The sequence below is a fragment of the Pseudomonas sp. LBUM1653 genome, assembly GCF_059716115.1.
On sequence record NZ_CP166803.1, the window covers coordinates 6910280 to 6930876 of the forward strand.

At 59.5% G+C, this 20597-nt stretch carries 19 protein-coding genes and 1 pseudogene; 10 read left to right on the plus strand and 10 right to left on the minus strand.

What is annotated here, in order from left to right:
- Position 1 precedes the first annotated feature (1 nt).
- Complete coding sequence (locus ACA054_RS31345) at positions 2–1315, plus strand: NAD(P)/FAD-dependent oxidoreductase (protein WP_497687567.1); 1314 nt, start codon at positions 2–4, stop codon at positions 1313–1315.
- 154 nt (positions 1316–1469) lie between these two features.
- Here ACA054_RS31345 and ACA054_RS31350 read toward each other — a convergent pair whose 3' ends face one another.
- Positions 1470–1715 carry a DUF1127 domain-containing protein gene (locus ACA054_RS31350; protein WP_497687568.1) on the minus strand — a complete coding sequence of 82 codons (246 nt, stop codon included), beginning with the start codon at positions 1713–1715 and terminating at the stop codon, positions 1470–1472.
- 178 nt (positions 1716–1893) lie between these two features.
- On the opposite strand from ACA054_RS31350, the gene ACA054_RS31355 reads away from it, so the two are divergent.
- On the plus strand, positions 1894–3327 hold the full coding sequence (locus tag ACA054_RS31355; protein WP_497687569.1) for an aminotransferase-like domain-containing protein: 1434 nt from the start codon (positions 1894–1896) through the stop codon (positions 3325–3327).
- Positions 3328–3387: 60 nt separating this feature from the next.
- Positions 3388–4956: a phospholipase D family protein gene (locus ACA054_RS31360; RefSeq protein WP_497687570.1), complete on the plus strand. Its 1569-nt coding sequence runs from the start codon at positions 3388–3390 to the stop codon at positions 4954–4956.
- Between the two features lie 6 nt (positions 4957–4962).
- Here the strand turns inward: ACA054_RS31360 and ACA054_RS31365 are convergent, their stop codons facing one another.
- Positions 4963–6105 carry an MFS transporter gene (locus ACA054_RS31365; RefSeq protein ID WP_497687571.1) on the minus strand — a complete coding sequence of 381 codons (1143 nt, stop codon included), beginning with the start codon at positions 6103–6105 and terminating at the stop codon, positions 4963–4965.
- Positions 6106–6285: 180 nt separating this feature from the next.
- Positions 6286–7779 (minus strand): aldehyde dehydrogenase, encoded by a 1494-nt coding sequence (locus tag ACA054_RS31370; RefSeq protein WP_497637174.1) that lies wholly within the window; start codon positions 7777–7779, stop codon positions 6286–6288.
- Positions 7780–8013: 234 nt separating this feature from the next.
- Between ACA054_RS31370 and ACA054_RS31375 the strand changes: the two genes are divergently transcribed.
- On the plus strand, positions 8014–8376 hold the full coding sequence (locus ACA054_RS31375) for a cupin domain-containing protein (RefSeq protein ID WP_046818525.1): 363 nt from the start codon (positions 8014–8016) through the stop codon (positions 8374–8376).
- 186 nt (positions 8377–8562) lie between these two features.
- Here ACA054_RS31375 and rpmG read toward each other — a convergent pair whose 3' ends face one another.
- On the minus strand, positions 8563–8718 hold the full coding sequence (gene rpmG / locus ACA054_RS31380) for a 50S ribosomal protein L33 (RefSeq protein ID WP_007894709.1): 156 nt from the start codon (positions 8716–8718) through the stop codon (positions 8563–8565).
- An 11-nt stretch (positions 8719–8729) separates the two neighbouring features.
- Positions 8730–8963 (minus strand): 50S ribosomal protein L28, encoded by a 234-nt coding sequence (rpmB, locus tag ACA054_RS31385; RefSeq protein WP_003176907.1) that lies wholly within the window; start codon positions 8961–8963, stop codon positions 8730–8732.
- Positions 8964–9410: 447 nt separating this feature from the next.
- On the opposite strand from rpmB, the gene ACA054_RS31390 reads away from it, so the two are divergent.
- Positions 9411–10997: an ABC transporter substrate-binding protein gene (locus ACA054_RS31390; RefSeq protein WP_497687572.1), complete on the plus strand. Its 1587-nt coding sequence runs from the start codon at positions 9411–9413 to the stop codon at positions 10995–10997.
- 139 nt (positions 10998–11136) lie between these two features.
- On the opposite strand, the gene radC is transcribed toward ACA054_RS31390, so the two are convergent.
- The gene (gene radC, locus ACA054_RS31395; RefSeq protein ID WP_497687573.1) at positions 11137–11811 is read right to left on the minus strand and encodes a RadC family protein; all 675 of its coding nucleotides are present in this window, start codon (positions 11809–11811) and stop codon (positions 11137–11139) included.
- A gap of 135 nt (positions 11812–11946) precedes the next feature.
- Here radC and coaBC point away from each other — a divergent pair, with 135 nt between their 5' ends.
- The 4 genes and pseudogenes from coaBC to argB all read left to right on the plus strand — a co-directional run bounded on the left by coaBC (position 11947) and on the right by argB (position 16164).
- On the plus strand, positions 11947–13155 hold the full coding sequence (gene coaBC, locus ACA054_RS31400) for a bifunctional phosphopantothenoylcysteine decarboxylase/phosphopantothenate--cysteine ligase CoaBC (RefSeq protein ID WP_008054605.1): 1209 nt from the start codon (positions 11947–11949) through the stop codon (positions 13153–13155).
- Between the two features lie 5 nt (positions 13156–13160).
- Positions 13161–13616 carry a dUTP diphosphatase gene (dut, locus tag ACA054_RS31405; RefSeq protein WP_008054604.1) on the plus strand — a complete coding sequence of 152 codons (456 nt, stop codon included), beginning with the start codon at positions 13161–13163 and terminating at the stop codon, positions 13614–13616.
- A gap of 221 nt (positions 13617–13837) precedes the next feature.
- A pseudogene (locus tag ACA054_RS31410) lies at positions 13838–15241 on the plus strand (phosphomannomutase/phosphoglucomutase); the annotation flags it as partial.
- 17 nt (positions 15242–15258) lie between these two features.
- Positions 15259–16164: an acetylglutamate kinase gene (argB, locus tag ACA054_RS31415; RefSeq protein ID WP_008047078.1), complete on the plus strand. Its 906-nt coding sequence runs from the start codon at positions 15259–15261 to the stop codon at positions 16162–16164.
- A gap of 183 nt (positions 16165–16347) precedes the next feature.
- Here the strand turns inward: argB and pyrE are convergent, their stop codons facing one another.
- Positions 16348–16992, minus strand: a complete 645-nt coding sequence (gene pyrE, locus ACA054_RS31420) for an orotate phosphoribosyltransferase (protein WP_497637208.1) — start codon at positions 16990–16992, stop codon at positions 16348–16350.
- Between the two features lie 82 nt (positions 16993–17074).
- Here pyrE and crc point away from each other — a divergent pair, with 82 nt between their 5' ends.
- Positions 17075–17854: a catabolite repression control protein Crc gene (gene crc, locus ACA054_RS31425; RefSeq protein ID WP_008062840.1), complete on the plus strand. Its 780-nt coding sequence runs from the start codon at positions 17075–17077 to the stop codon at positions 17852–17854.
- Positions 17855–17926: 72 nt separating this feature from the next.
- Here the strand turns inward: crc and gltS are convergent, their stop codons facing one another.
- The 3 genes from gltS to rph all read right to left on the minus strand — a co-directional run bounded on the left by gltS (position 17927) and on the right by rph (position 20543).
- Positions 17927–19132, minus strand: a complete 1206-nt coding sequence (gene gltS, locus ACA054_RS31430) for a sodium/glutamate symporter (RefSeq protein WP_497687574.1) — start codon at positions 19130–19132, stop codon at positions 17927–17929.
- Between the two features lie 291 nt (positions 19133–19423).
- Positions 19424–19792 (minus strand): DUF4870 domain-containing protein, encoded by a 369-nt coding sequence (locus ACA054_RS31435; protein ID WP_497687575.1) that lies wholly within the window; start codon positions 19790–19792, stop codon positions 19424–19426.
- Positions 19793–19820: 28 nt separating this feature from the next.
- On the minus strand, positions 19821–20543 hold the full coding sequence (rph, locus tag ACA054_RS31440; RefSeq protein ID WP_459730265.1) for a ribonuclease PH: 723 nt from the start codon (positions 20541–20543) through the stop codon (positions 19821–19823).
- Between the last annotated feature and the right edge of the window lie 54 nt (positions 20544–20597).

Sequence of the window (20597 nt, forward strand, 5' to 3'; positions counted from 1 at the left end):
CATGAATGGCCGTGCTCATCAGCCTGTCCCGAATCACCAGCACACCGCCTCATATTACGCCGCCAGCAGCCTGCCTCAGCCGGACCATCCGGTGCTGACCGGCGAACAGGTGGCTGACGTTTGCGTGGTTGGTGGCGGATTCTCCGGGTTGAACACGGCGCTTGAATTGGCTGAACGCGGTCTGGATGTGGTGCTGCTTGAAGCCCATAAAATCGGCTGGGGCGCCAGCGGCCGCAATGGCGGGCAATTGATTCGGGGGGTTGGCCATGGCCTTGATCAATTCGCCAACGTGATCGGTACGGAAGGCGTGCGCCAGATGAAACTCATGGGCCTGGAAGCGGTGGAAATCGTCCGACAACGAGTCGAGCGTTTTCAGATCCCCTGCGACCTGACCTGGGGTTACTGCGACCTTGCCAACAAGCCCCGTGATCTCGATGGCTTCGCCGAAGACGCCGAAGAACTGCGCAGCCTCGGCTACCGCTACGAAACCCGTCTGCTGCAACCCCATGAAATGCACACCGTGGTCGGCTCAGACCGCTACGTTGGCGGCTTGATCGACATGGGCTCCGGGCATCTGCACCCGCTGAATCTGGCGCTGGGCGAAGCCGCCGCCGCGCAGCAACTGGGCGTGAAGCTGTTCGAACAGTCGGCCGTCACGCGCATCGATTACGGTCCCGAGGTCAAGGTGCATACGGCCCAAGGCTCGGTCCGGGCAAAGACGCTGGTACTGGGCTGCAACGCCTACCTCAATGAACTCAATCCCGAACTCAGTGGCAAAGTGCTGCCCGCCGGCAGCTATATCATCGGCACGGAGCCTTTGAGCGAAGAACTGGCCCACGCACTGCTGCCGCAGAACATGGCGGTCTGCGATCAGCGGGTGGCGCTGGATTACTACAGACTCTCGGCGGATCGGCGCCTGCTGTTCGGCGGCGCCTGCCATTACTCGGGGCGAGATCCGAAAGACATCGCGGCCTATATGCGACCGAAGATGCTGGACGTCTTCCCGCAATTGGCCGGAGTGGGGATCGATTATCAGTGGGGCGGGATGATCGGCATCGGCGCCAACCGTCTACCGCAGATCGGCCGGCTCAAGGCGCAACCGAACGTGTATTACGCCCAGGCTTATTCCGGTCATGGCGTGAACGCCACGCACCTGGCGGGCAAGCTGCTGGCCGAGGCTATCAGCGGACAGCACAGTGGTGGCTTCGATCTGTTCGCCAAGGTGCCGCACATCACCTTCCCCGGCGGCAAGCATTTGCGCTCGCCGTTGTTGGCGTTGGGGATGCTGTGGCATCGGCTTAAAGAGTTGGCCTGAAGGTTTGTCAGTGTTTGTGCCGACGCTATCGTCGGAACGCCGCCCGGAGCAAGCTCGCTCCCACAGGGTTCGCGTCATACACAAGATTTCTGATCGACGCGGTACTGTGGGAGCGAGCTTGCTCGCGATGAGGCCCTGAAGAACGCCACCAAAATCAAATCCGCCAAAAGGGCTTCAACCCCTCCTCCCGCGCCTGCTCACGCGTCAGCCCGATATCCTTGAGCTGAGCGGGTGTCAGCTCTAGCAACGCCTTGCGCGTGTGCAGACGACGCCAGAACTGATTCCAGCGCTTAAGGCCGGACGGCGCATTGCGCAGGTCCGCCTCGCGTGCGCTGTTATCTTGCCCTGCCGCCAGCTCCTGACTGTGTAATGTCAGCCGCACATCGCTCAAGCCGTTCATTTTGATTGCTCCTGTTTACTTGGGTAGCCAGAGCTTTCATGATGCGTGGACGGCGAAAACCATTACAGATTCAACCAAACAGTATTATTTCCATACAGATAGACCATCGAAACGTCTGAATCCTGAATTTTCACCCCATCTGTACTGGTCAACCGAATCACCCTATCGAGACTGCACCATGACTCTTTACGTAAACCTCGCCGAGCTACTCGGCACACGTATCGAACAAGGCTTCTATCGCCCGGGTGATCGGCTGCCATCGGTACGAGCACTCAGCATCGAACACGGGGTCAGCCTGAGCACTGTGCAGCAGGCCTATCGCGTACTCGAAGACAACGGGCTGGCCACGCCAAGACCCAAGTCCGGCTATTTCGTGCCGGTCACTCGTGAGCTGCCCGAGTTGCCGGCCATCAGCCGCCCGGCCCAGCGACCGGTGGAAATTTCACAATGGGAGCAGGTGCTGGAGTTGATTCGCGCCGTGCCGCGTAAAGATGTGGTGCAACTGGGCCGCGGCATGCCGGACATCACCACTCCGACCCTCAAACCGCTGCTGCGTGGCCTGGCACAACTCAGCCGTCGGCAAGACATGCCCGGCCTGTATTACGACAACATCCACGGCAACCTCGAACTGCGCGAACAGATCGCCCGCTTGATGCTCGATTCCGGCTGCCAACTGAGCCCCGGTGATCTGGTGGTAACGACCGGCTGCCACGAAGCGCTGTCCACCAGCATCCGCTCGATCTGCGAGCCGGGGGACATCGTCGCGGTGGATTCGCCAAGCTTCCACGGCGCCATGCAGACACTCAAGGGCCTGGGCATGAAAGCCCTGGAGATTCCCACCGACCCGCTCACCGGGATTAGCCTGGATGCGCTGGAACTGGCCCTGGAACAGTGGCCGATCAAGGCCATACAGTTGACGCCGAGCTGCAACAATCCGCTGGGCTACATTATGCCGGAGTCGCGCAAACGCGCGTTGTTGACGCTCGCACAGCGCTTCGACGTAGCGATCATCGAGGACGATGTGTATGGCGAACTGTCCTACAGCTATCCGCGTCCGCGCACGATCAAATCCTTCGACGAAGATGGCCGCGTCCTGCTGTGCAGTTCATTTTCCAAGACGCTGGCCCCCGGCCTGCGCATCGGCTGGGTCGCGCCCGGTCGCTATCTGGAACGCGTGCTGCACATGAAATACATCAGCACCGGTTCCACCGCGCCGCAACCGCAGATTGCTATCGCGGAATTCCTCAAGACTGGCCACTTCGAACCGCATTTGCGGCGAATGCGCACTCAATACCAGCGCAATCGAGACATGATGATCGACTGGGTCACCCGCTACTTTCCGCCGGGAACCCGTGCCAGCCGCCCGCAAGGCAGCTTCATGCTATGGGTTGAGCTACCGGAGAGCTTCGACACCCTGAAACTGAATCGTGCCTTGCACGACCAAGGCGTACAGATTGCCGTCGGCAGCATATTTTCCCCCTCGGGCAAATATCGCAATTGCCTGCGCATGAACTACGCTGCCAAACCAACAGCACAGATTGAAGAAGCTGTGCGCAAGGTCGGTGCCGAGGCCATCAGACTGCTGGCTGAAAACGACCAACTCACCGACTGACCTTTCTCTGGATACCAGCGTCCATATGCCATCACCTGCAGCCAATCGGAACGATCCCACATGAGAGTCAGACAGCCCCTGCTTGCTCTTGTGTTACTTGCCTCGTTCTTGAGTGGCTGCGCCAATTTCGACTTGCAGCGCGGATCGAGCCAGGCATTGCCGGCGAGTGACTCGGCGTTCGGCCGCTCGGTGCTAGCCCAGGCCGCACCGCACCAAGGGCAATCCGGTTTTCGTCTGCTTTCCGACAGCATCGAGGCCTTCACCGCCCGCGCCGAGCTGATTCGCAACGCGCAAAGCAGCCTCGACTTGCAGTACTACATCGTCCATGACGGCATCAGCACCCGGATGCTGGTGGCCGAACTGCTCAAGGCTGCGGACCGCGGCGTACGCGTACGCATTCTGCTCGATGACACCACCAGCGATGGCCTGGACAAGACCATCGCCACCCTGGCGGCGCATCCACAGATCCAGATTCGCGTGTTCAACCCCTTGCATCTGGGTCGCAGCACCGGCGTGACGCGCACCATGGGCCGGTTGCTCAATCTGTCGCTGCAACATCGGCGCATGCACAACAAGCTGTGGCTGGCCGACAACAGCATGGCCATTGTCGGTGGGCGCAATCTGGGGGACGAGTATTTCGATGCCAAGCCCAACCTTAATTTTCGCGACATCGACATGCTCGGCGTTGGCCCGGTCGCCGAGCAATTGGGGCAAAGTTTCGACCAGTACTGGAATAGCGCCCTGAGCAAGCCGATCGATGAATTTGTCTCCAGCAAACCGACTGCCGAGGATCTGCAAAACACCCGGACCCGGCTAGAAGAATCCCTGGAGGAATCGCGCAAACAGAACCACGCGCTCTATCAACAGTTGATGACTTTCAAAACGCAGCCGCGCCTGGACATCTGGCGCAAAGAGCTGATCTGGGCGTGGAGTCAGGCGCTGTGGGATGCACCGAGCAAGGTGTTGGCCGACGGCGAGCCTGACCCTCAGTTGCTGCTGACGACTCAGTTGGCGCCCGCACTCGATGGCGTCCGCAAAGAGCTGGTGATGGTCTCGGCCTATTTCATACCCGGCCCACCGGGTTTGGTATACCTCACCGGACGCGCTGACGCCGGAGTGTCAGTACGCTTGCTGACCAACTCACTGGAAGCCACGGACGTCCCGGCGGTGCATGGCGGTTATGCACCGTATCGCAAGGCGCTGCTGGAGCACGGCGTGCAGCTCTTTGAGCTGCGCCGTCAGCCCGGCGACGACAGCGGCAGCGGACCTCGCCTGTTTTCCAGCAAGTCTTATGGGGATTCCGATTCCAGCCTGCACAGCAAGGCGATCATCTTCGACCAGCAAAAGTCCTTCATCGGCTCATTCAACTTCGATCCGCGCTCGGTGCTGTGGAACACCGAAGTCGGGGTGCTGGTGGACAGCCCGGAACTTGCAGGCCACGTTCGCGATCTGGCGTTGCAGGGCATGGCACCGGCCCTGAGTTATCAGGCGCGACTGGAGAATGGCGAGGTCGTCTGGGTGACCGAAGACGACGACAAAATGCACACCCTGACCAGGGAACCGGGCAGCTGGTGGCGGCGCTTCAATGCCTGGCTCAGCGACATCGTCGGGCTGGAGCGGATGCTTTAAAGGATCCTACGCTGGCTGTACCGCGCCAAACGCGCCCTGGCGCGACAGCAGAATCACCAGGCCGAACGCACCCGCCGCCATCAGCAATGGCAACGCATGCCCACTGATCCACTGGCTGCCGGCACCGGCGATCAACGGCCCCAGCAGGCAACCGATCCCCCACAGCTGCGCGATGTGCGCATTGGCCCGAACCAGCGCATCGTCGCGATAACGCTCGCCGATCAGGATCAGCGACAAGGTAAACAGCCCACCAGCACTGGCGCCGAACAGTACCCACAGCGGCCAGATCAGCAGGGTGTCGATCAGCATCGGGATCGCCAGGCTCGACACCAGCAGGACCACCGCGCAGCCGGTAAACAACGCACGCCGCGACACCCGATCCGCCAGCGCACCAATCGGCAATTGCAGCAAGGCATCGCCGACCACCACCGTGCTGACCATCGCTAGGGCGATTTCCGTGGTGAAGCCCTGGCGCAGACAGTAAATCGGCAGCAGCGTCAGGATCATCGCTTCGAACGCGGCGAACAACGACACCGCCCAGGCAATTGCCGGCAGGCCACGGCAGAAGGTCAACAAATCACCGAACGTCACGCTGCAGGCCTCGCTGCCGGGCGCACCGTCGCGTCCCAGCAACAGGAACGGCGCCGCCACCAGCAGACCGACGCCAACCCAGAAACCGTAATCGTGCTCGGTACCCAGCACGCCCAGCAGTATCGGCCCGGCCAACTGGCTCAACGCGTAACTGCTGCCATACAGCGCCACCAGCCGTCCGCGCCACTCTTCAACCACCAGTTGGTTGATCCAGCTTTCACCGAGGATGAAAACCAGGGTCAGGATCACGCCGATCATCAAGCGCAGCACCAGCCAGATCGGATAGCTCGGTAGCAACGCCAGCAAACCGATGGACACCGCCCCGGCCCACAAGCACAGGCGCATCAGATTGGCCGTGCCCAGACGAGCCGCCAGATGACTGGAAATCTTCGCGCCCAGCAGCACACCAATGGCCGGCATTGCCGCCATCACGCCGATGGCAAACGAGCCGTAGCCCCAGCTTTCCAGGCGAAACGACACCAGCGGCATGCTGACACCCAGGGCCAGGCCGACACTCAAGACAGACGCCAACACGGCGAAATACGTCGCCCAACGCATGTTCCACGCTCCTGTGGATTGTTATTTTCTACGACACACAAAACACTGTGGGAGCGAGCCTGCTCGCGAAGACGGAGCAACATTCAACACTGATGTCGACTGTCATACCGCTTTCGCGAGCAGGCTCGCTCCCACAGGGGATTTGCTTTGAGCCCCGGCATCGCCAGGGCTCGCGTCACATTACAACTTGATCCAGGTCGCCTTCAGCTCGGTGTACTTGTCAAACGCATGCAGCGACTTGTCGCGACCGTTGCCCGACTGCTTGAAGCCACCGAACGGCGCCGTCATGTCGCCGCCATCGTACTGGTTGACCCATACGCTACCGGCACGCAGTGCGCGGGCCGTCAGGTGAGCCTTGGAGATGTCCTTGGTCCACACTGCTGCGGCGAGGCCGTACGGTGTGTCGTTGGCAATCGCGATGGCTTCTTCGGCGGTATCGAAAGCGATGACCGACAGGACCGGCCCGAAGATTTCTTCCTGGGCGATTTTCATCGCGTTGCTCACGCCATCGAAAATCGTTGGCTCAACGTAGGTGCCTCCGGTTTCCTGAAGCGTGCGCTTGCCACCCGCGACAAGTTTGGCGCCGTCGCTGTGACCGGACTCGATATACGACAGCACGGTGTTCATCTGCTGGGTATCGACCAGCGCGCCGGCGTTGGTCGCAGGGTCCAGCGGGTTGCCCGGGGCCCAGGTTTTCAGCGCTTCGATCACCAGCGGGAGGAATTGGTCCTTGATCGAACGCTCGACCAGCAGGCGCGAACCGGCGGTGCAGACTTCGCCCTGGTTGAACGCAATGGCGCCGGCCGCGGCTTCAGCGGCGGCCTGCAGGTCTGGCGCATCGGCAAACACGATGTTCGGACTCTTGCCGCCAGCTTCACACCAGACGCGCTTCATGTTCGACTCGCCGGAGTAGATCAGCAGTTGCTTGGCGATCTTGGTCGAACCGGTGAACACCAGGGTGTCGACATCGTTGTGCAGGGCCAGGGCCTTGCCGACGGTGTGACCGTAACCTGGCAGCACGTTTAGCACGCCTTTCGGAATGCCGGCTTCGACGGCCAGGGCAGCGATGCGGATGGCAGTAAGCGGCGATTTTTCGGACGGCTTGAGGATCACCGAGTTACCGGTAGACAGCGCCGGGCCGAGTTTCCAGCAGGCCATCATCAACGGGAAGTTCCAGGGCACGATGGCGCCGACAACGCCGACTGGCTCGCGAGTGACCAGACCCAGCTGATCGTGCGGAGTAGCCGCCACTTCGTCGTAAATCTTGTCGATGGCTTCGCCGCTCCAGCTAAGGGCTCGCGCCGCGCCGGGAACGTCGATGTACAGGGAGTCGCTGATCGGCTTGCCCATGTCCAGGGTTTCAAGCAGGGCCAGCTCTTCGGCGTGTTGATTGAGCAAGCCGGCGAAACGGATCATGGTGGCTTTGCGCTTGGTCGGCGCCAGGCGCGACCAGACACCGGAATTGAAGGTGGCGCGGGCGTTTTCAACAGCGCGCTGGGCATCAGCGGCGTCGCAGCTGGCGATCTTGCCCAGCAGGCGACCATCGACCGGGCTGATGCACTCGAAGGTCTCGGCGGAGACGGCATCGGTGTATTCGCCATTGATGTAGGCGCGGCCTTCGATCTTCAGATCGCGAGCGCGTTGTTCCCAGTCGGCACGAGTCAGGGTGGTCATGCGAGTGTCCTCCTCTTATTGAATACGACACCCGCGTTCTTCGCGGGCGCTGTCAGGAATTCTGCCCGGCCAGCCTGCTTACGGTCCAAGGCAACCACCACCCTAAACCAGCGGCAGGTGAAGTTTCAATATATTTGACATAACGCCGGCAAACGGCCTTGCGATGTTCATTTTAATAAACATAGACTTCGGTTCTTTCAACCACTCGCGTCGCAATCACGGGGGAATACAACAATGAGCATCCAGAACATCGTCGACTTCAGCCAGGCCACCACCGAGCCCGAGCGTTATCGCCCAGACCCGGCAAAAGTCCTGAAGGGTGATCCCGAGCAAGTGGTGTACAACCACTACAACAGCCCATGCGGCCAGTTGAATGCCGGTGTGTGGGAAGGCGCTGTCGGTCAGTGGCTGGTGAATTTCACCGAGCATGAATACTGCGAAATCGTTCAGGGCGTTTCCGTGCTGCGCGACAACGACGGCAACAGCAAAACCGTGCGCGCCGGCGATCGCTTCGTGATCCCGGCCGGGTTCCGGGGTACTTGGGAGGTGCTGGAGCCGTGCCGCAAGATCTATGTGGCGTTCGAGCAGAAAGCCTGAGGATTTGCGCTGTCCTGGCCGACCTCATCGCGAGCAAGCTCGCTCCCACAGGGGATCTGTGTCGATCACAAACTGTGGGAGCGAGCTTGCTCGCGATGGGGCCCTGACAGACACCACAAAATTCAGGCAACAAAAAAGGCCCGTATCTCACGATACGGGCCTTTTTCGTAAGTCGGGAAAAATCAATTACTTGATTTTGCCTTCCTTGTAGATCACGTGCTTGCGAACAACCGGATCAAATTTCTTGATCTCGATTTTGTCCGGGGTAGTGCGCTTGTTCTTGTCGGTAGTGTAGAAGTGACCAGTACCGGCGCTCGAAATCAAACGAATCAATTCACGCATGATTAGCTCCCTTAGATCTTGCCAGCGGCGCGGATTTCGGCCAGCACGACAGTGATGCCACGCTTGTCGATGATGCGCATGCCTTTGGCAGATACGCGCAGACGCACGAAACGTTTCTCTTCTTCAACCCAGAAGCGGTGATGCTGCAGGTTCGGCAGGAAACGACGACGGGTTTTGTTATTTGCGTGGGAAATGTTATTCCCAGTCACCGGACCCTTACCGGTAACTTGACAGACTCTCGACATGCCTCAGCCCTCTAAAACCACATGCCCAACCCGGCATGGGTTGGCCGCTTAATCTCTCAGTCATTTGGCGCCAGGCGCCGCGTTTCTTTAAGGGTCTTACCGGCTACACCTACAAACGAAGGAACCGGGCCCCTAGAAAAGAGCGCTGCTTTATACCAGAAAGACTCGAGAGCAACAACATTCGGTGTGCGTTGAGTTGATAAAAACCCCACTTTTCAGGCGCCAGGCGCCTTGGATCAAGGCTATCGTGGATTGCGACCGCTCGTCGCAGAGAATCTTCCCGACAGGCCAATCCAGCTTTTTTCCAACCAGCGCTCACCAGAATCGATTGGCTATAGTCCCCTGAAAACGAAAAAGGGGATAGTCATTTGCAATCCAGCCCACTAGGGTAAGCCTTTTCCAGACTGCACTTGCAGATGGGCCTTCGATCTGTAAAGGAACCCGACCATGCGCCTCGCTGCCCTACCGCTGTTGCTTGCCCCGCTTCTGCTGGGCCCACAGGCCTACGCCGCCGCCCTGAGCGTCTGCACCGAGGCCAGCCCCGAAGGGTTCGATGTAGTGCAATACAACTCGCTGACCACCACCAATGCCTCGGCCGACGTGCTGATGAACCGCCTGGTGGACTTCGACACCGCCAGCGGCAAAGTGGTCGCCAGCCTCGCGGACAGCTGGGAGGTCACGCCGGACGGCCTGACCTACATCTTCAAATTGCACCCGCAGGTAAAATTTCATCGCACCGACTACTTCAGCCCGACGCGTGAACTGACTGCCGAAGACGTGAAGTTCAGCTTCGACCGGATGCTCGACCCGGCCAACCCTTGGCACAAAGTCGCCCAGAGCGGCTTTCCCCATGCTCAGTCGATGCAATTGCCCGCACTGATCAAGAAGATCGACGCGCTGGACCCGCTGACCATACGCTTTACCCTTGATCACCCGGACTCCACCTTCCTCGCCACCCTGAGCATGGGCTTCGCCTCGATCTACTCGGCCGAGTACGCCGACAAGCTGATGAAAGCCGGCACGCCGGAGAAGCTCAACAGCCAGCCGATCGGCACCGGCCCGTTCGTTTTCACGCGCTTCCAGAAGGACGCCACGGTTCGCTACAAAGCTAATGCCGAGTACTTTGGCGGCAAGCCCTCGGTCGACCCGCTGATCTTTGCCATCACCCCTGACGCCAACGTGCGCTTGCAGAAATTGCGCCGCAATGAATGCCAGATCGCCCTGTCGCCCAAGCCTCTGGATGTCCAGGCCGCGCTGAAAGAGCCGACGCTGAAAGTCGAAAAGACTGACGCTTTCATGACCGCCTTCGTTGCCATCAACAGTCAGCACCCGCCCTTGGACAAACCTGAAGTGCGCCAGGCGATCAACCTCGCCTTCGACAAGGCCAACTACGTCAAGGCCGTGTTCGAAGACACCGCCGAACCTGCCAACGGCCCCTACCCGCCCAACACCTGGAGCTATGCGAAAACATTGCCGGGTTACCCGCGTGACATCGAGAAGGCCAAGGCGTTGATGGCCAAGGCCGGGCTCAAGGATGGTTTCCAGACCACGATCTGGACCCGTCCTTCTGGCAGCCTGCTGAACCCTAACCCGAGTCTCGGCGCCCAACTGCTTCAGTCCGATCTGGCAGAAATCGGCATTCAAGCCGAAATCCGCGTGATCGAATGGGGCGAGCTGATTCGCCGCGCCAAGGCCGGCGAACACGACCTGCTGTTCATGGGCTGGGCCGGTGACAACGGCGACCCGGACAACTTCCTCACGCCGCAGTTTTCCTGCGCGGCGGTCAAGTCCGGCACCAACTTTGCCCGCTATTGCAACCAGGACCTGGACAAGTTGATCAGCGCGGGCAAGACCACCGGCGAGCAAGGTGTGCGCACCAAACTCTACGAACAGGCCCAGACGCAGATCCAGCAACAGGCATTGTGGCTGCCCCTGGCGCACCCAACCGCCTTCGCCCTGACCCACAAGGATGTCGAGGGGTATGCAGTCAGCCCGTTCGGCCGTCAGGACTACTCGAAGGTCAACATCAAATAATCCAACCCGACGCAAAACCTTGTAGGAGCGAGCATGCTCGCGATAAACCCGAGAACGCCGCGGGATGTCTGGCTTCCCGCGTTATCGTTGACGACCATCGTCGGAACGCCGCCCGGAGCATGCTCGCTCCTACAGGGGTTCACATCCACCCATACTCCGCCATCGACAGCGGATCGCCGTCCCCGATGATGAAATGGTCGAGTACCCGCACATCGATCAGGTCCAGCGCCTTTTGCAGACGCTTGGTTAGCACCCGGTCGGCCTGGCTTGGGTCGGTATGACCCGACGGATGGTTGTGACAGAGGATCAACGCCGCTGCGTTGTTGGCCAGCGCGCGCTTGACCACCTCTCGCGGGTGGACACTGGTGTTGTCGATGGAACCGCGAAACAGCGTCTCATAACCCAGCACCTGATGCCTGGAGTCCAGAAACAGACAGCCGAACACCTCGTGCTGCTCGTGGCGCAGCATCGACTTCAAGTACTCACGAACCGCCTGTGGATTCTCAAGTGCCGATTTTTGGCGCGCACGCTCGGCCAAATGGCGCCTGCTCATTTCTTGAGCAGCCTGCAATTGCGCGAATTTCGCCGGCCCGAGCCCCAATTGCTTACTGAACGTTTCCTGATCTGCCTCCAGCAGCAAACGCAGGCTGCCAAACTGATGCAACAGGTGTCGTGCCAGATCTACGGCGCTTTTACCCACCACGCCCGTGCGTAAAAATATCGCCAGCAACTCGGCGTCCGAAAGACTTCCCGGGCCCTGTCCAAGCAACCTCTCCCGCGGCCGTTCCGCCGCCGGCCAATCGCGAATACTCATAGCACCTCCCTGTCTGTGGGCGCCGCTGTTCCGTAGCGGTCGCTGTGATATCGTAGCCCATCTTTTTTGCGGGCGATTTCACTCCTGGGGAGGGGGTATCGCAACGCAGTCATCAACGAAATGAAAGGCAGGCCTATGCAGCGGCTGTATCGGAAACGCATTGTTCTGGGCGTCGGCGGCGGTATCGCTGCCTACAAGAGCGCCGACCTGGTTCGCCGCCTGATCGATCAGGGCGCCGAAGTGCGCGTGGTCATGACCCGTGGCGGCGCTGAGTTCATCACTCCGCTGACCATGCAGGCCCTGTCCGGGCATCCGGTCCACCTGGACCTGCTGGACCCGGCGGCCGAAGCGGCGATGGGCCACATCGAACTGGCCAAATGGGCCGATCTGGTGCTGATCGCCCCCGCCACCGCCGATTTGATCGCGCGCCTGGCACAGGGCATTGCCGATGACCTGCTGACCACGTTGGTGTTGGCCACCGACGCAGTGGTTGCCGTCGCTCCTGCGATGAACCAGGCCATGTGGCGCGACCCGGCCACCCAGGCCAACCTGCAAACCCTCGAAAGCCGTGACATCAAGGCCTTCGGTCCGGCCTCGGGCAGCCAGGCCTGCGGCGACGTCGGCCTGGGGCGCATGCTCGAAGCCACGGAGCTGGCTCAATGCGCGGCAGACTGCTTCCAGCGTCAGGCACTGACCGGCAAGCACGTTCTGATCACCGCCGGCCCGACCCAGGAAAACATCGACCCGGTGCGCTACATCACCAACCACAGCTCCGGGAAAATGGGCTTTGCCCTGGCCGAAGCGGCGGTTGAAGCCGGTGCCCGCGTAACCTTGATCACGGGCCCTGTGCATCTGCCGACCCCGGACCGCGTTACACGCATTGACGTCGTCAGCGCCCGCGACATGCTCGCCGCGTGTGAAGCCGCGATTCCTTGCGACCTGTTTATCGCCTCGGCAGCGGTCGCGGATTACCGCCCGGAAGTCGTCGCACCACAGAAACTCAAGAAAGATCCTACGAACGGCGACGGCTTGTTGCTACAAATGGTGCGCAACCCGGACATCCTGGCCAGCATCGCCACACGCCCCGACCGTCCGTTCAGTGTCGGTTTCGCCGCCGAAACCGAACACCTGCTCGACTACGCTGCCCGCAAGTTGAAAGACAAAAACCTCGATTTGATCGTCGCCAACGACGTCGCCAACCCGAGCATTGGCTTCAACAGCGAAGAAAACGCCTGCAGCGTGATCGACCGTGAACTTCACGCCACACTCTTCGCCCAGACCAGCAAGAGCAAGATTGCTCGCCAGCTGATCACTTTTATCGCCGAACGTCTGAACCAGGTTTAATTTACATGCACGCTTTGCAAGCCAAGATCCTCGACCCCCGCATCGGTACCGAATTCCCGCTGCCGCAGTACGCCACGCCAGGCTCCGCCGGCCTCGACCTGCGCGCCATGCTGGAGCAGGACATCGTGATCAAGCCGGGTGAAACCGTCCTGATCCCCACTGGCCTGTCGATCTACATCGGCGACCCGAACCTGGCGGCGCTGATCCTGCCGCGCTCCGGCCTGGGCCATAAGCACGGCATCGTCCTGGGTAACCTGGTCGGACTGATTGACTCCGACTACCAGGGACCGCTGATGGTCTCGTGCTGGAACCGCGGCCAGACCGATTTCACCATGGCCGTCGGCGAACGCCTGGCGCAACTGGTGCTGGTACCGGTGGTGCAGGCGCATTTCGAGATGGTTGAAGAGTTCGTCGAAACCCAGCGCGGCACGGGCGGCTTCGGTCATTCCGGCAGCCACTGATACATGATCTACATCCAGGTAGGAGCTGCCGCATACTGCGGCAACACCTACCGGAACACGCTTGAAATCAAGGGATTGACCGGCCCAAAAGCCGCTCGCGTTGCTGGCATGGCCTTTTCGCACCACGAACTCTGCGCGAAAAACGCCGTCATACCTTTCAGTTTGAACCTGCCGACGAGTCATTCGCCGGCAGGTCCAGCCACTTTCAAGATGGAGCATTTCCCCAGATGAGCACCCCAGTTCGCGTTGCCCCCAAGTTCCCTGACAGTATTTTCCGCGCCTATGACATACGCGGCACCGTCCCGGAATTTCTCAACGCCGAAACGGCTTACTGGCTCGGTCGCGCCATCGGTGCCCAGAGTCTGGCCCAGGATGAACCTAACGTTTCCGTTGGTCGTGACGGTCGCCTGTCCGGTCCGGAGCTGGTTGAACAGCTGATTCAAGGCCTGGCCGACAGCGGCTGCCACGTCAGCGACGTTGGCCTGGTGCCAACCCCGGCGCTGTACTACGCCGCCAACATCCTGGCCGGCAAGTCCGGCGTGATGCTCACCGGCAGCCACAACCCCTCGAATTACAACGGTTTCAAGATCGTCATTGCCGGCGACACCCTGGCCAATGAACAGATTCAGGCCCTCCACGACCGCCTCAAGACCAACGACCTGAGCAGCGGCAAGGGCAGCATCACCCGGGTCGAGATCCTCGACCGCTACACCACCGAAATCGTCCAGGACATCAAACTGGCCCGTCGCCTGAAAGTCGTGGTGGACTGCGGCAACGGCGCGGCTGGCGTGATCGCCCCGCAATTGATCGAAGCGTTGAACTGTGAAGTCATCCCGCTGTTCTGTGAAGTCGATGGCAACTTCCCCAACCATCACCCGGACCCGGGCAAGCCTGAAAACCTCGTCGACCTGATCGCCAAGGTCAAGGAAACCAACGCCGATATCGGCCTGGCTTTCGATGGCGACGGCGACCGCGTCGGTGTGGTGACCAACACCGGTAGCATCGTCTTCCCGGACCGCCTGCTGATGTTGTTCGCCCGCGACGTGGTGGCGCGCAACCCGAACGCGGAAATCATCTTCGACGTCAAATGCACCCGACGCTTGATCCCGCTGATCAAGGAATACGGTGGTCGTCCGCTCATGTGGAAAACCGGTCATTCGTTGATCAAGAAGAAAATGAAACAATCCGGCGCCCTGTTGGCCGGCGAAATGAGCGGGCACATCTTCTTCAAGGAGCGCTGGTTCGGTTTCGACGACGGCATTTACAGCGCCGCGCGGTTGTTGGAAATCCTCAGCAAGGAAAAATCCACCGCCGAAGAGTTGTTCGCGACCTTCCCGAACGATATTTCTACGCCGGAAATCAATATCCATGTGACCGAAGAGAGCAAATTCAGCATCATTGATGCATTGCACGACGCGAAGTGGGGCGAAGGCGCCGACCTGACCACCATTGACGGCGTGCGAGTCGACTATGCCAAAGGCTGGGGCCTGGTTCGCGCTTCCAACACCACACCGGTGCTGGTCCTGCGTTTCGAGGCCGATGACGAGGCTGAATTGCAGCGCATCAAGGACGTTTTCCACGTCCAGTTGAAGCGTGTTGCACCTGATCTCCAACTACCGTTCTGATTCACCCGGAGCCCTGAATGACCCTCGAACGCGAAGCCGCCGCCAACACCGCCAAGGTCCTGTCCGAAGCGCTGCCTTACATTCGCCGCTATGTCGGCAAGACGCTGGTGATCAAATACGGCGGCAACGCGATGGAAAGCGAGGAGCTGAAAACCGGCTTCGCCCGCGACATCGTGCTGATGAAGGCCGTGGGTATCAACCCGGTCGTGGTTCACGGTGGCGGCCCGCAAATCGGTGATCTGCTCAAGCGCCTGTCGATCGAGAGCCACTTCGTCGACGGCATGCGCGTTACCGATGCCGCGACCATGGACGTGGTGGAGATGGTCCTCGGTGGCCAGGTCAACAAGGACATCGTCAACCTGATCAACCGTCACGGCGGCAGCGCCATCGGCCTGACCGGCAAAGACGCCGAGCTGATTCGTGCAAAGAAACTCACCGTCACCCGCCAGACGCCGGAGATGACCACCCCGGAAATCATTGATATCGGCCATGTCGGCGAAGTCGTCGGCATCAACACCGATCTGCTGAACCTGCTGGTCAAAGGTGATTTTATCCCGGTGATCGCGCCAATCGGCGTTGGCGCCAATGGCGAGTCGTACAACATCAACGCCGACCTGGTGGCCGGCAAGGTGGCCGAGGCGTTGAAAGCCGAGAAGCTGATGTTGCTGACCAACATCGCGGGCCTGATGGACAAGTCGGGCACGGTCCTGACCGGCCTGACCACCCAGCAGGTCGATGACCTGATCGCCGACGGCACCATCTATGGCGGCATGCTGCCAAAGATTCGTTGTGCACTGGAAGCAGTCCAGGGCGGTGTGGGCAGTTCGCTGATCATTGATGGCCGTGTGCCTAACGCGATTCTGCTGGAGATATTCACCGATACCGGTGTGGGCACCTTGATCAGCAATCGCAAGCGCCCTTAAGCGACAGCGCAAACCAAAAGACCCCGCTCAGCCTGGCTGAGCGGGGTCTTTTTTTGCCCACGATCCCTATGAAACTTGAATATCCCTGTAGGAGCTGCCGCAGGCTGCGATCTTTTGACCTTGGCTTGTAAAAAACAAGATCAAAAGATCGCAGCCTGCGGCAGCTCCTACAGGGGGATCGCGTTATACGCCGAATTGGGCGCGGTAGGCTTCCACAGCTGGCAAATGCTGCTTGAGCTGCGGATCGTCAGCCAGGAATTCCAGTACCTGGTTCAGCGAAACGATGCTGATCACCGGAATCCCGAAATCACGCTCCACTTCCTGGATCGCTGACAACTCACCGTTGCCACGCTCCTGACGGTTCAGGGCGATCAGCACGCCGGCCGCCTTGGCGCCGTCCTGGGAGGCGATGATCTGCATCACTTCACGGATCGCGGTGCCAGCGGTGATCACGTCGTCGATGATCAGCACATTGCCGGTCAGCGGTGCGCCGACCAGGCTACCGCCTTCACCGTGAGCCTTGGCTTCCTTGCGATTGAAGCACCATGGCAGGTCACGACCGTGATGTTCGGCCAATGCCACTGCCGTGGTCGCAGCCAAAGGGATGCCCTTGTAGGCCGGACCGAACAGGACATCGAAGGCAATGCCGCTTTCGGCAATGGCTGCGGCGTAGAAACGACCCAGCTGCGCCAGGGCCGAACCCGAATTGAACAGGCCCGCATTGAAGAAGTAAGGACTGGTGCGCCCGGACTTCAGGGTGAACTCACCGAAGCGCAAAACGCCGCGATCGATGGCAAAACGAATGAAATCGCGCTGATACGCTTGCATGAAAAAAACCCCAAATACCACGGATTTAGCTAATTAGGTTGTCGCCGTGTATCATACACGCACGCGATTTTTGGGGCCATTTATGCGGATCATCAGTGTGAACGTCAATGGTATTCAGGCTGCAGTCGAGCGAGGTTTGCTCAGTTGGCTGCAGGCACAGAATGCCGACGTCATCTGCCTGCAGGACACCCGTGCCTCCGCCTTTGAACTGGACGATCCAGCCTTCCAACTGGATGGATACTTCCTTTATGCCTGCGACGCCGAAGTTCCCGCCCAAGGCGGCGTGGCTTTGTACTCGCGGTTGCAACCGAAGGCTGTCATCAGCGGTCTCGGTTTCGAGACGGCCGACCGCTACGGGCGCTACCTGCAAGCAGATTTCGACAAAGTCAGTATTGCAACCTTGCTGCTTCCTTCCGGAATGAACGGCGATGAAGACTTGAACCAGAAGTTCAAACTCATGGACGACTTCGCCAAGTACCTGGACAAGCAGCGGCGCAAACGCCGCGAGTACATTTATTGTGGCTCGCTGTATGTGGCGCAACAGAAGCTGGACATCAAGAACTGGCGTGACAGCCAGCAATCCCCGGGCTTCCTGGCGCCTGAACGCGCCTGGATGGACGAGATTGTCGGCAACATGGGCTATGTCGATGCCCTGCGCGAAGTCAGCCGTGAAGGCGACCAGTACAGCTGGTGGCCGGATAACGAACAGGCCGAAATGCTCAACCTCGGCTGGCGTTTCGATTACCAGATCCTGACCCCGGGCCTGCGCCGCTTCGTACGCAGTGCGCGCCTGCCACGTCAGCCACGGTTCTCGCAACACGCACCGCTGATCGTGGACTACGACTGGACGCTGACGATCTAAGCCTGACCGTTAAAAAAAATGCCCATATCGCAAGATACGGGCATTTTTTTATGGCCGAACGAAGCCTGAACTTCAGGCAACGGCGAAAAACGGCAGCGCAAGGTACATCTTAATTACAATCACATTAATGATGTCGATAAAGAACGCCCCCACCATTGGCACCACCAGGAACGCTATCTGAGACGGTCCGTAGCGCTGTGTCACCGCTTGCATGTTAGCGATGGCCGTTGGCGTGGCACCAAGTCCAAAACCGCAGTGCCCTGCCGCCAGTACTGCCGCATCGTAGTTACTGCCCATGACCCTGAACGTCACGAATATCGCAAACAGTGCCATCACCAACGTTTGCATAGCCAGGATAATGAAGAACGGCAAAGCCAGTGCAGCCAGATCCCACAGTTTGAGCGACATCAGTGCAATCGCCAGAAACAGCGACAAGCTGACATTCCCCAGCACCGAGACTTCACGCTCAAACACTTGATACAAGCCAAGCGCTGAAAGCCCGTTGCGTAAAAACACGCCCACGAACAAGACGCAAACGAATGTCGGCAACTCAAATGCGGTTTCGTGAAGCAGGCCATTGAGGAGGGAACCTGCCAGCAAGCTGACCGAGATCAGGGCGAGTGTCTCGATAAACGAAAATGGCGTGATCGAGCGCTCTTTGTTCGGCTGTTCGAAGCCCTTTGGCAGCCGTGGTTGTTCTTGCTCAAGACCGGGTGTCTGAACGCGGTTGATGAGCAGGCGAGCGACAGGACCACCAATCAACCCTCCCAGTACCAAGCCAAACGTCGCTGAGGCCATCGCCAGTTCAGAGGCGGACGCCAGACCGAACTTCTCACTGAACGTCGCTCCCCACGCAGCACCTGTACCGTGGCCGCCCGCCAGGGTAATCGAGCCTGTCAGCAAGCCCATCAAAGGATCGAGCCCCAACGTCGTTGCGAGTCCGATGCCCATGGCATTCTGGACCACCAGGAGTCCGGTGACCGCCAGCAGGAAAATCCCCACTACCCGCCCGCCTTTCTTCAGACTGGCAAAGTCTGCGCTTAAACCAATGGTGGCAAAAAACGCCAACATCAACGGAGTTTGCAGTGAGGTATCAAATCGAACTTGAATATCAAGGCTTCGCAAGGCCAAGAGAACCAAGGCAACCACCAGGCCGCCCGCTACAGGTTCCGGGATATTATAAGTGCGTAAAAAACCGACACGTGCAACAAGACCGCGCCCTAGTAACAGCACTAAAGAGGCGGCGACAAGTGTTCCATAAAAATCGAGCTCAATCATTCAGGGTTTTCTTGGGTATACATTCAGGGGCGAACTTTTTACCTGGACACGCCTCAAGAACAGGTTGAATTGCTCAACACTGATTGATTATAGATTCAGGGACCTTCAATGGGCTGAATGTATCGAAATATTTCTTAGTAAATATTACGTGGCGCAACTTTATCAATCGCCAAGTCTTATTGCCAAGCATATAACCCAAACTGAACCATTGCAGTTTGTGACTAAAGTAAGTTAAAAAAATGCCCCGACATGTCGGGGCTTTTACTTTGATTCGAGGCTTCTTTGCCTGGCTTACTTGATCAACCGCCACGTGAACGGATACCGATAAGGCACCCCTTCATTGGCTTTCACGCCGCCAATGATCGTCAACACCAGCGCCCCGATCGCCACCAGGCCAAACAGGAAAAACCCGATAATCACCAGCATCAGCAGCAAGCAGATGGCAGAAGCAATGGCGACGGTGATCTGAAAGTTCAGCGCCTCCTTGCCCTGCGCATCGATGAACGGGTCCATCTCACGCTTCATCTGCCACAGAACCAGCGGGCCGATCAGCGTGCCGAATGGAATCCAGATCCCCAGCAAGGCGGACAAGTGACAAAACATTGCCCATTGCCGAACCTCTTTGCTCGGTACGGGAAGCAACTGCTGCTCGTCACTCATGGCGTCCTCCTTGTCTGTGGCAGTCCGATCAGTCAGCCAGTGCGGCCTTCTGCAGATCGAAAATTTCGTTCATGCCTTTTTTCGCCAGTTCCAGCATGGCGTTCAGCTCTTCAGGCTGGAACGGCGCGCCTTCGGCAGTGCCCTGGACTTCGATGAAGCCGCCAGTGCTGGTCATCACCACGTTCAGGTCGGTCTCGGCAGCCGAGTCTTCCAGGTAGTCGAGGTCGAGCACAGGCTCGCCTTGATACATGCCCACCGACACAGCACCAATCATTTGCTTGAGCGGGTCCCCGCCTTTCAGGCCGCCGCGCTTCTTGATCACTTTCAAGGCATCGACCAGGGCAACCATGGCGCCGGTGATGGATGCGGTACGCGTGCCGCCGTCAGCCTGGATCACGTCGCAGTCAACATACAGGGTGACGTCGCCCAGCTTGGTCATGTCCAGCGCAGCACGCAGGGAACGGCCGATCAGGCGCTGGATTTCCAGGGTACGGCCGCCTTGCTTGCCGCGGCTGGCTTCACGCTGGTTACGCTCGCCGGTGGCGCGCGGCAGCATGCCGTACTCGGCCGTCAACCAGCCCTGGCCCTGGCCCTTGAGGAACCGCGGCACGCCGTTTTCGACGCTGACGGTGCATATGACCTTGGTGTCACCAAACTCGACCAGTACGGATCCCTCGGCGTGTTTGGTGTAGTTGCGGGTAATGCGGATCGAGCGGAGCTGATCGGCAGCGCGACCACTTGGACGTTTCATAAGGGATACCTGTACGGGGACGGAAAACTGCGGAGCATTATAGAGCCGCCAGCC

Bases quoted from the DNA above. Each gene is read 5' to 3' on its own strand.
- argB (WP_008047078.1), top strand. From the start codon at position 15,259: ATGACCCTCGAACGCGAAGCCGCCGCCAACACCGCCAAGGTCCTGTCC.
- radC (WP_497687573.1), bottom strand. From the start codon at position 11,811: ATGAGTATTCGCGATTGGCCGGCGGCGGAACGGCCGCGGGAGAGGTTG.
- ACA054_RS31345 (WP_497687567.1), top strand. From the start codon at position 2: ATGAATGGCCGTGCTCATCAGCCTGTCCCGAATCACCAGCACACCGCC.
- ACA054_RS31365 (WP_497687571.1), bottom strand. From the start codon at position 6,105: ATGCGTTGGGCGACGTATTTCGCCGTGTTGGCGTCTGTCTTGAGTGTC.
- ACA054_RS31355 (WP_497687569.1), top strand. From the start codon at position 1,894: ATGACTCTTTACGTAAACCTCGCCGAGCTACTCGGCACACGTATCGAA.
- ACA054_RS31360 (WP_497687570.1), top strand. From the start codon at position 3,388: ATGAGAGTCAGACAGCCCCTGCTTGCTCTTGTGTTACTTGCCTCGTTC.
- rph (WP_459730265.1), bottom strand. From the start codon at position 20,543: ATGAAACGTCCAAGTGGTCGCGCTGCCGATCAGCTCCGCTCGATCCGC.
- ACA054_RS31390 (WP_497687572.1), top strand. From the start codon at position 9,411: ATGCGCCTCGCTGCCCTACCGCTGTTGCTTGCCCCGCTTCTGCTGGGC.
- rpmG (WP_007894709.1), bottom strand. From the start codon at position 8,718: ATGCGTGAATTGATTCGTTTGATTTCGAGCGCCGGTACTGGTCACTTC.
- pyrE (WP_497637208.1), bottom strand. From the start codon at position 16,992: ATGCAAGCGTATCAGCGCGATTTCATTCGTTTTGCCATCGATCGCGGC.
- rpmB (WP_003176907.1), bottom strand. From the start codon at position 8,963: ATGTCGAGAGTCTGTCAAGTTACCGGTAAGGGTCCGGTGACTGGGAAT.
- ACA054_RS31375 (WP_046818525.1), top strand. From the start codon at position 8,014: ATGAGCATCCAGAACATCGTCGACTTCAGCCAGGCCACCACCGAGCCC.
- ACA054_RS31370 (WP_497637174.1), bottom strand. From the start codon at position 7,779: ATGACCACCCTGACTCGTGCCGACTGGGAACAACGCGCTCGCGATCTG.
- ACA054_RS31350 (WP_497687568.1), bottom strand. From the start codon at position 1,715: ATGAACGGCTTGAGCGATGTGCGGCTGACATTACACAGTCAGGAGCTG.
- gltS (WP_497687574.1), bottom strand. From the start codon at position 19,132: ATGATTGAGCTCGATTTTTATGGAACACTTGTCGCCGCCTCTTTAGTG.
- dut (WP_008054604.1), top strand. From the start codon at position 13,161: ATGCACGCTTTGCAAGCCAAGATCCTCGACCCCCGCATCGGTACCGAA.
- crc (WP_008062840.1), top strand. From the start codon at position 17,075: ATGCGGATCATCAGTGTGAACGTCAATGGTATTCAGGCTGCAGTCGAG.
- coaBC (WP_008054605.1), top strand. From the start codon at position 11,947: ATGCAGCGGCTGTATCGGAAACGCATTGTTCTGGGCGTCGGCGGCGGT.
- ACA054_RS31435 (WP_497687575.1), bottom strand. From the start codon at position 19,792: ATGAGTGACGAGCAGCAGTTGCTTCCCGTACCGAGCAAAGAGGTTCGG.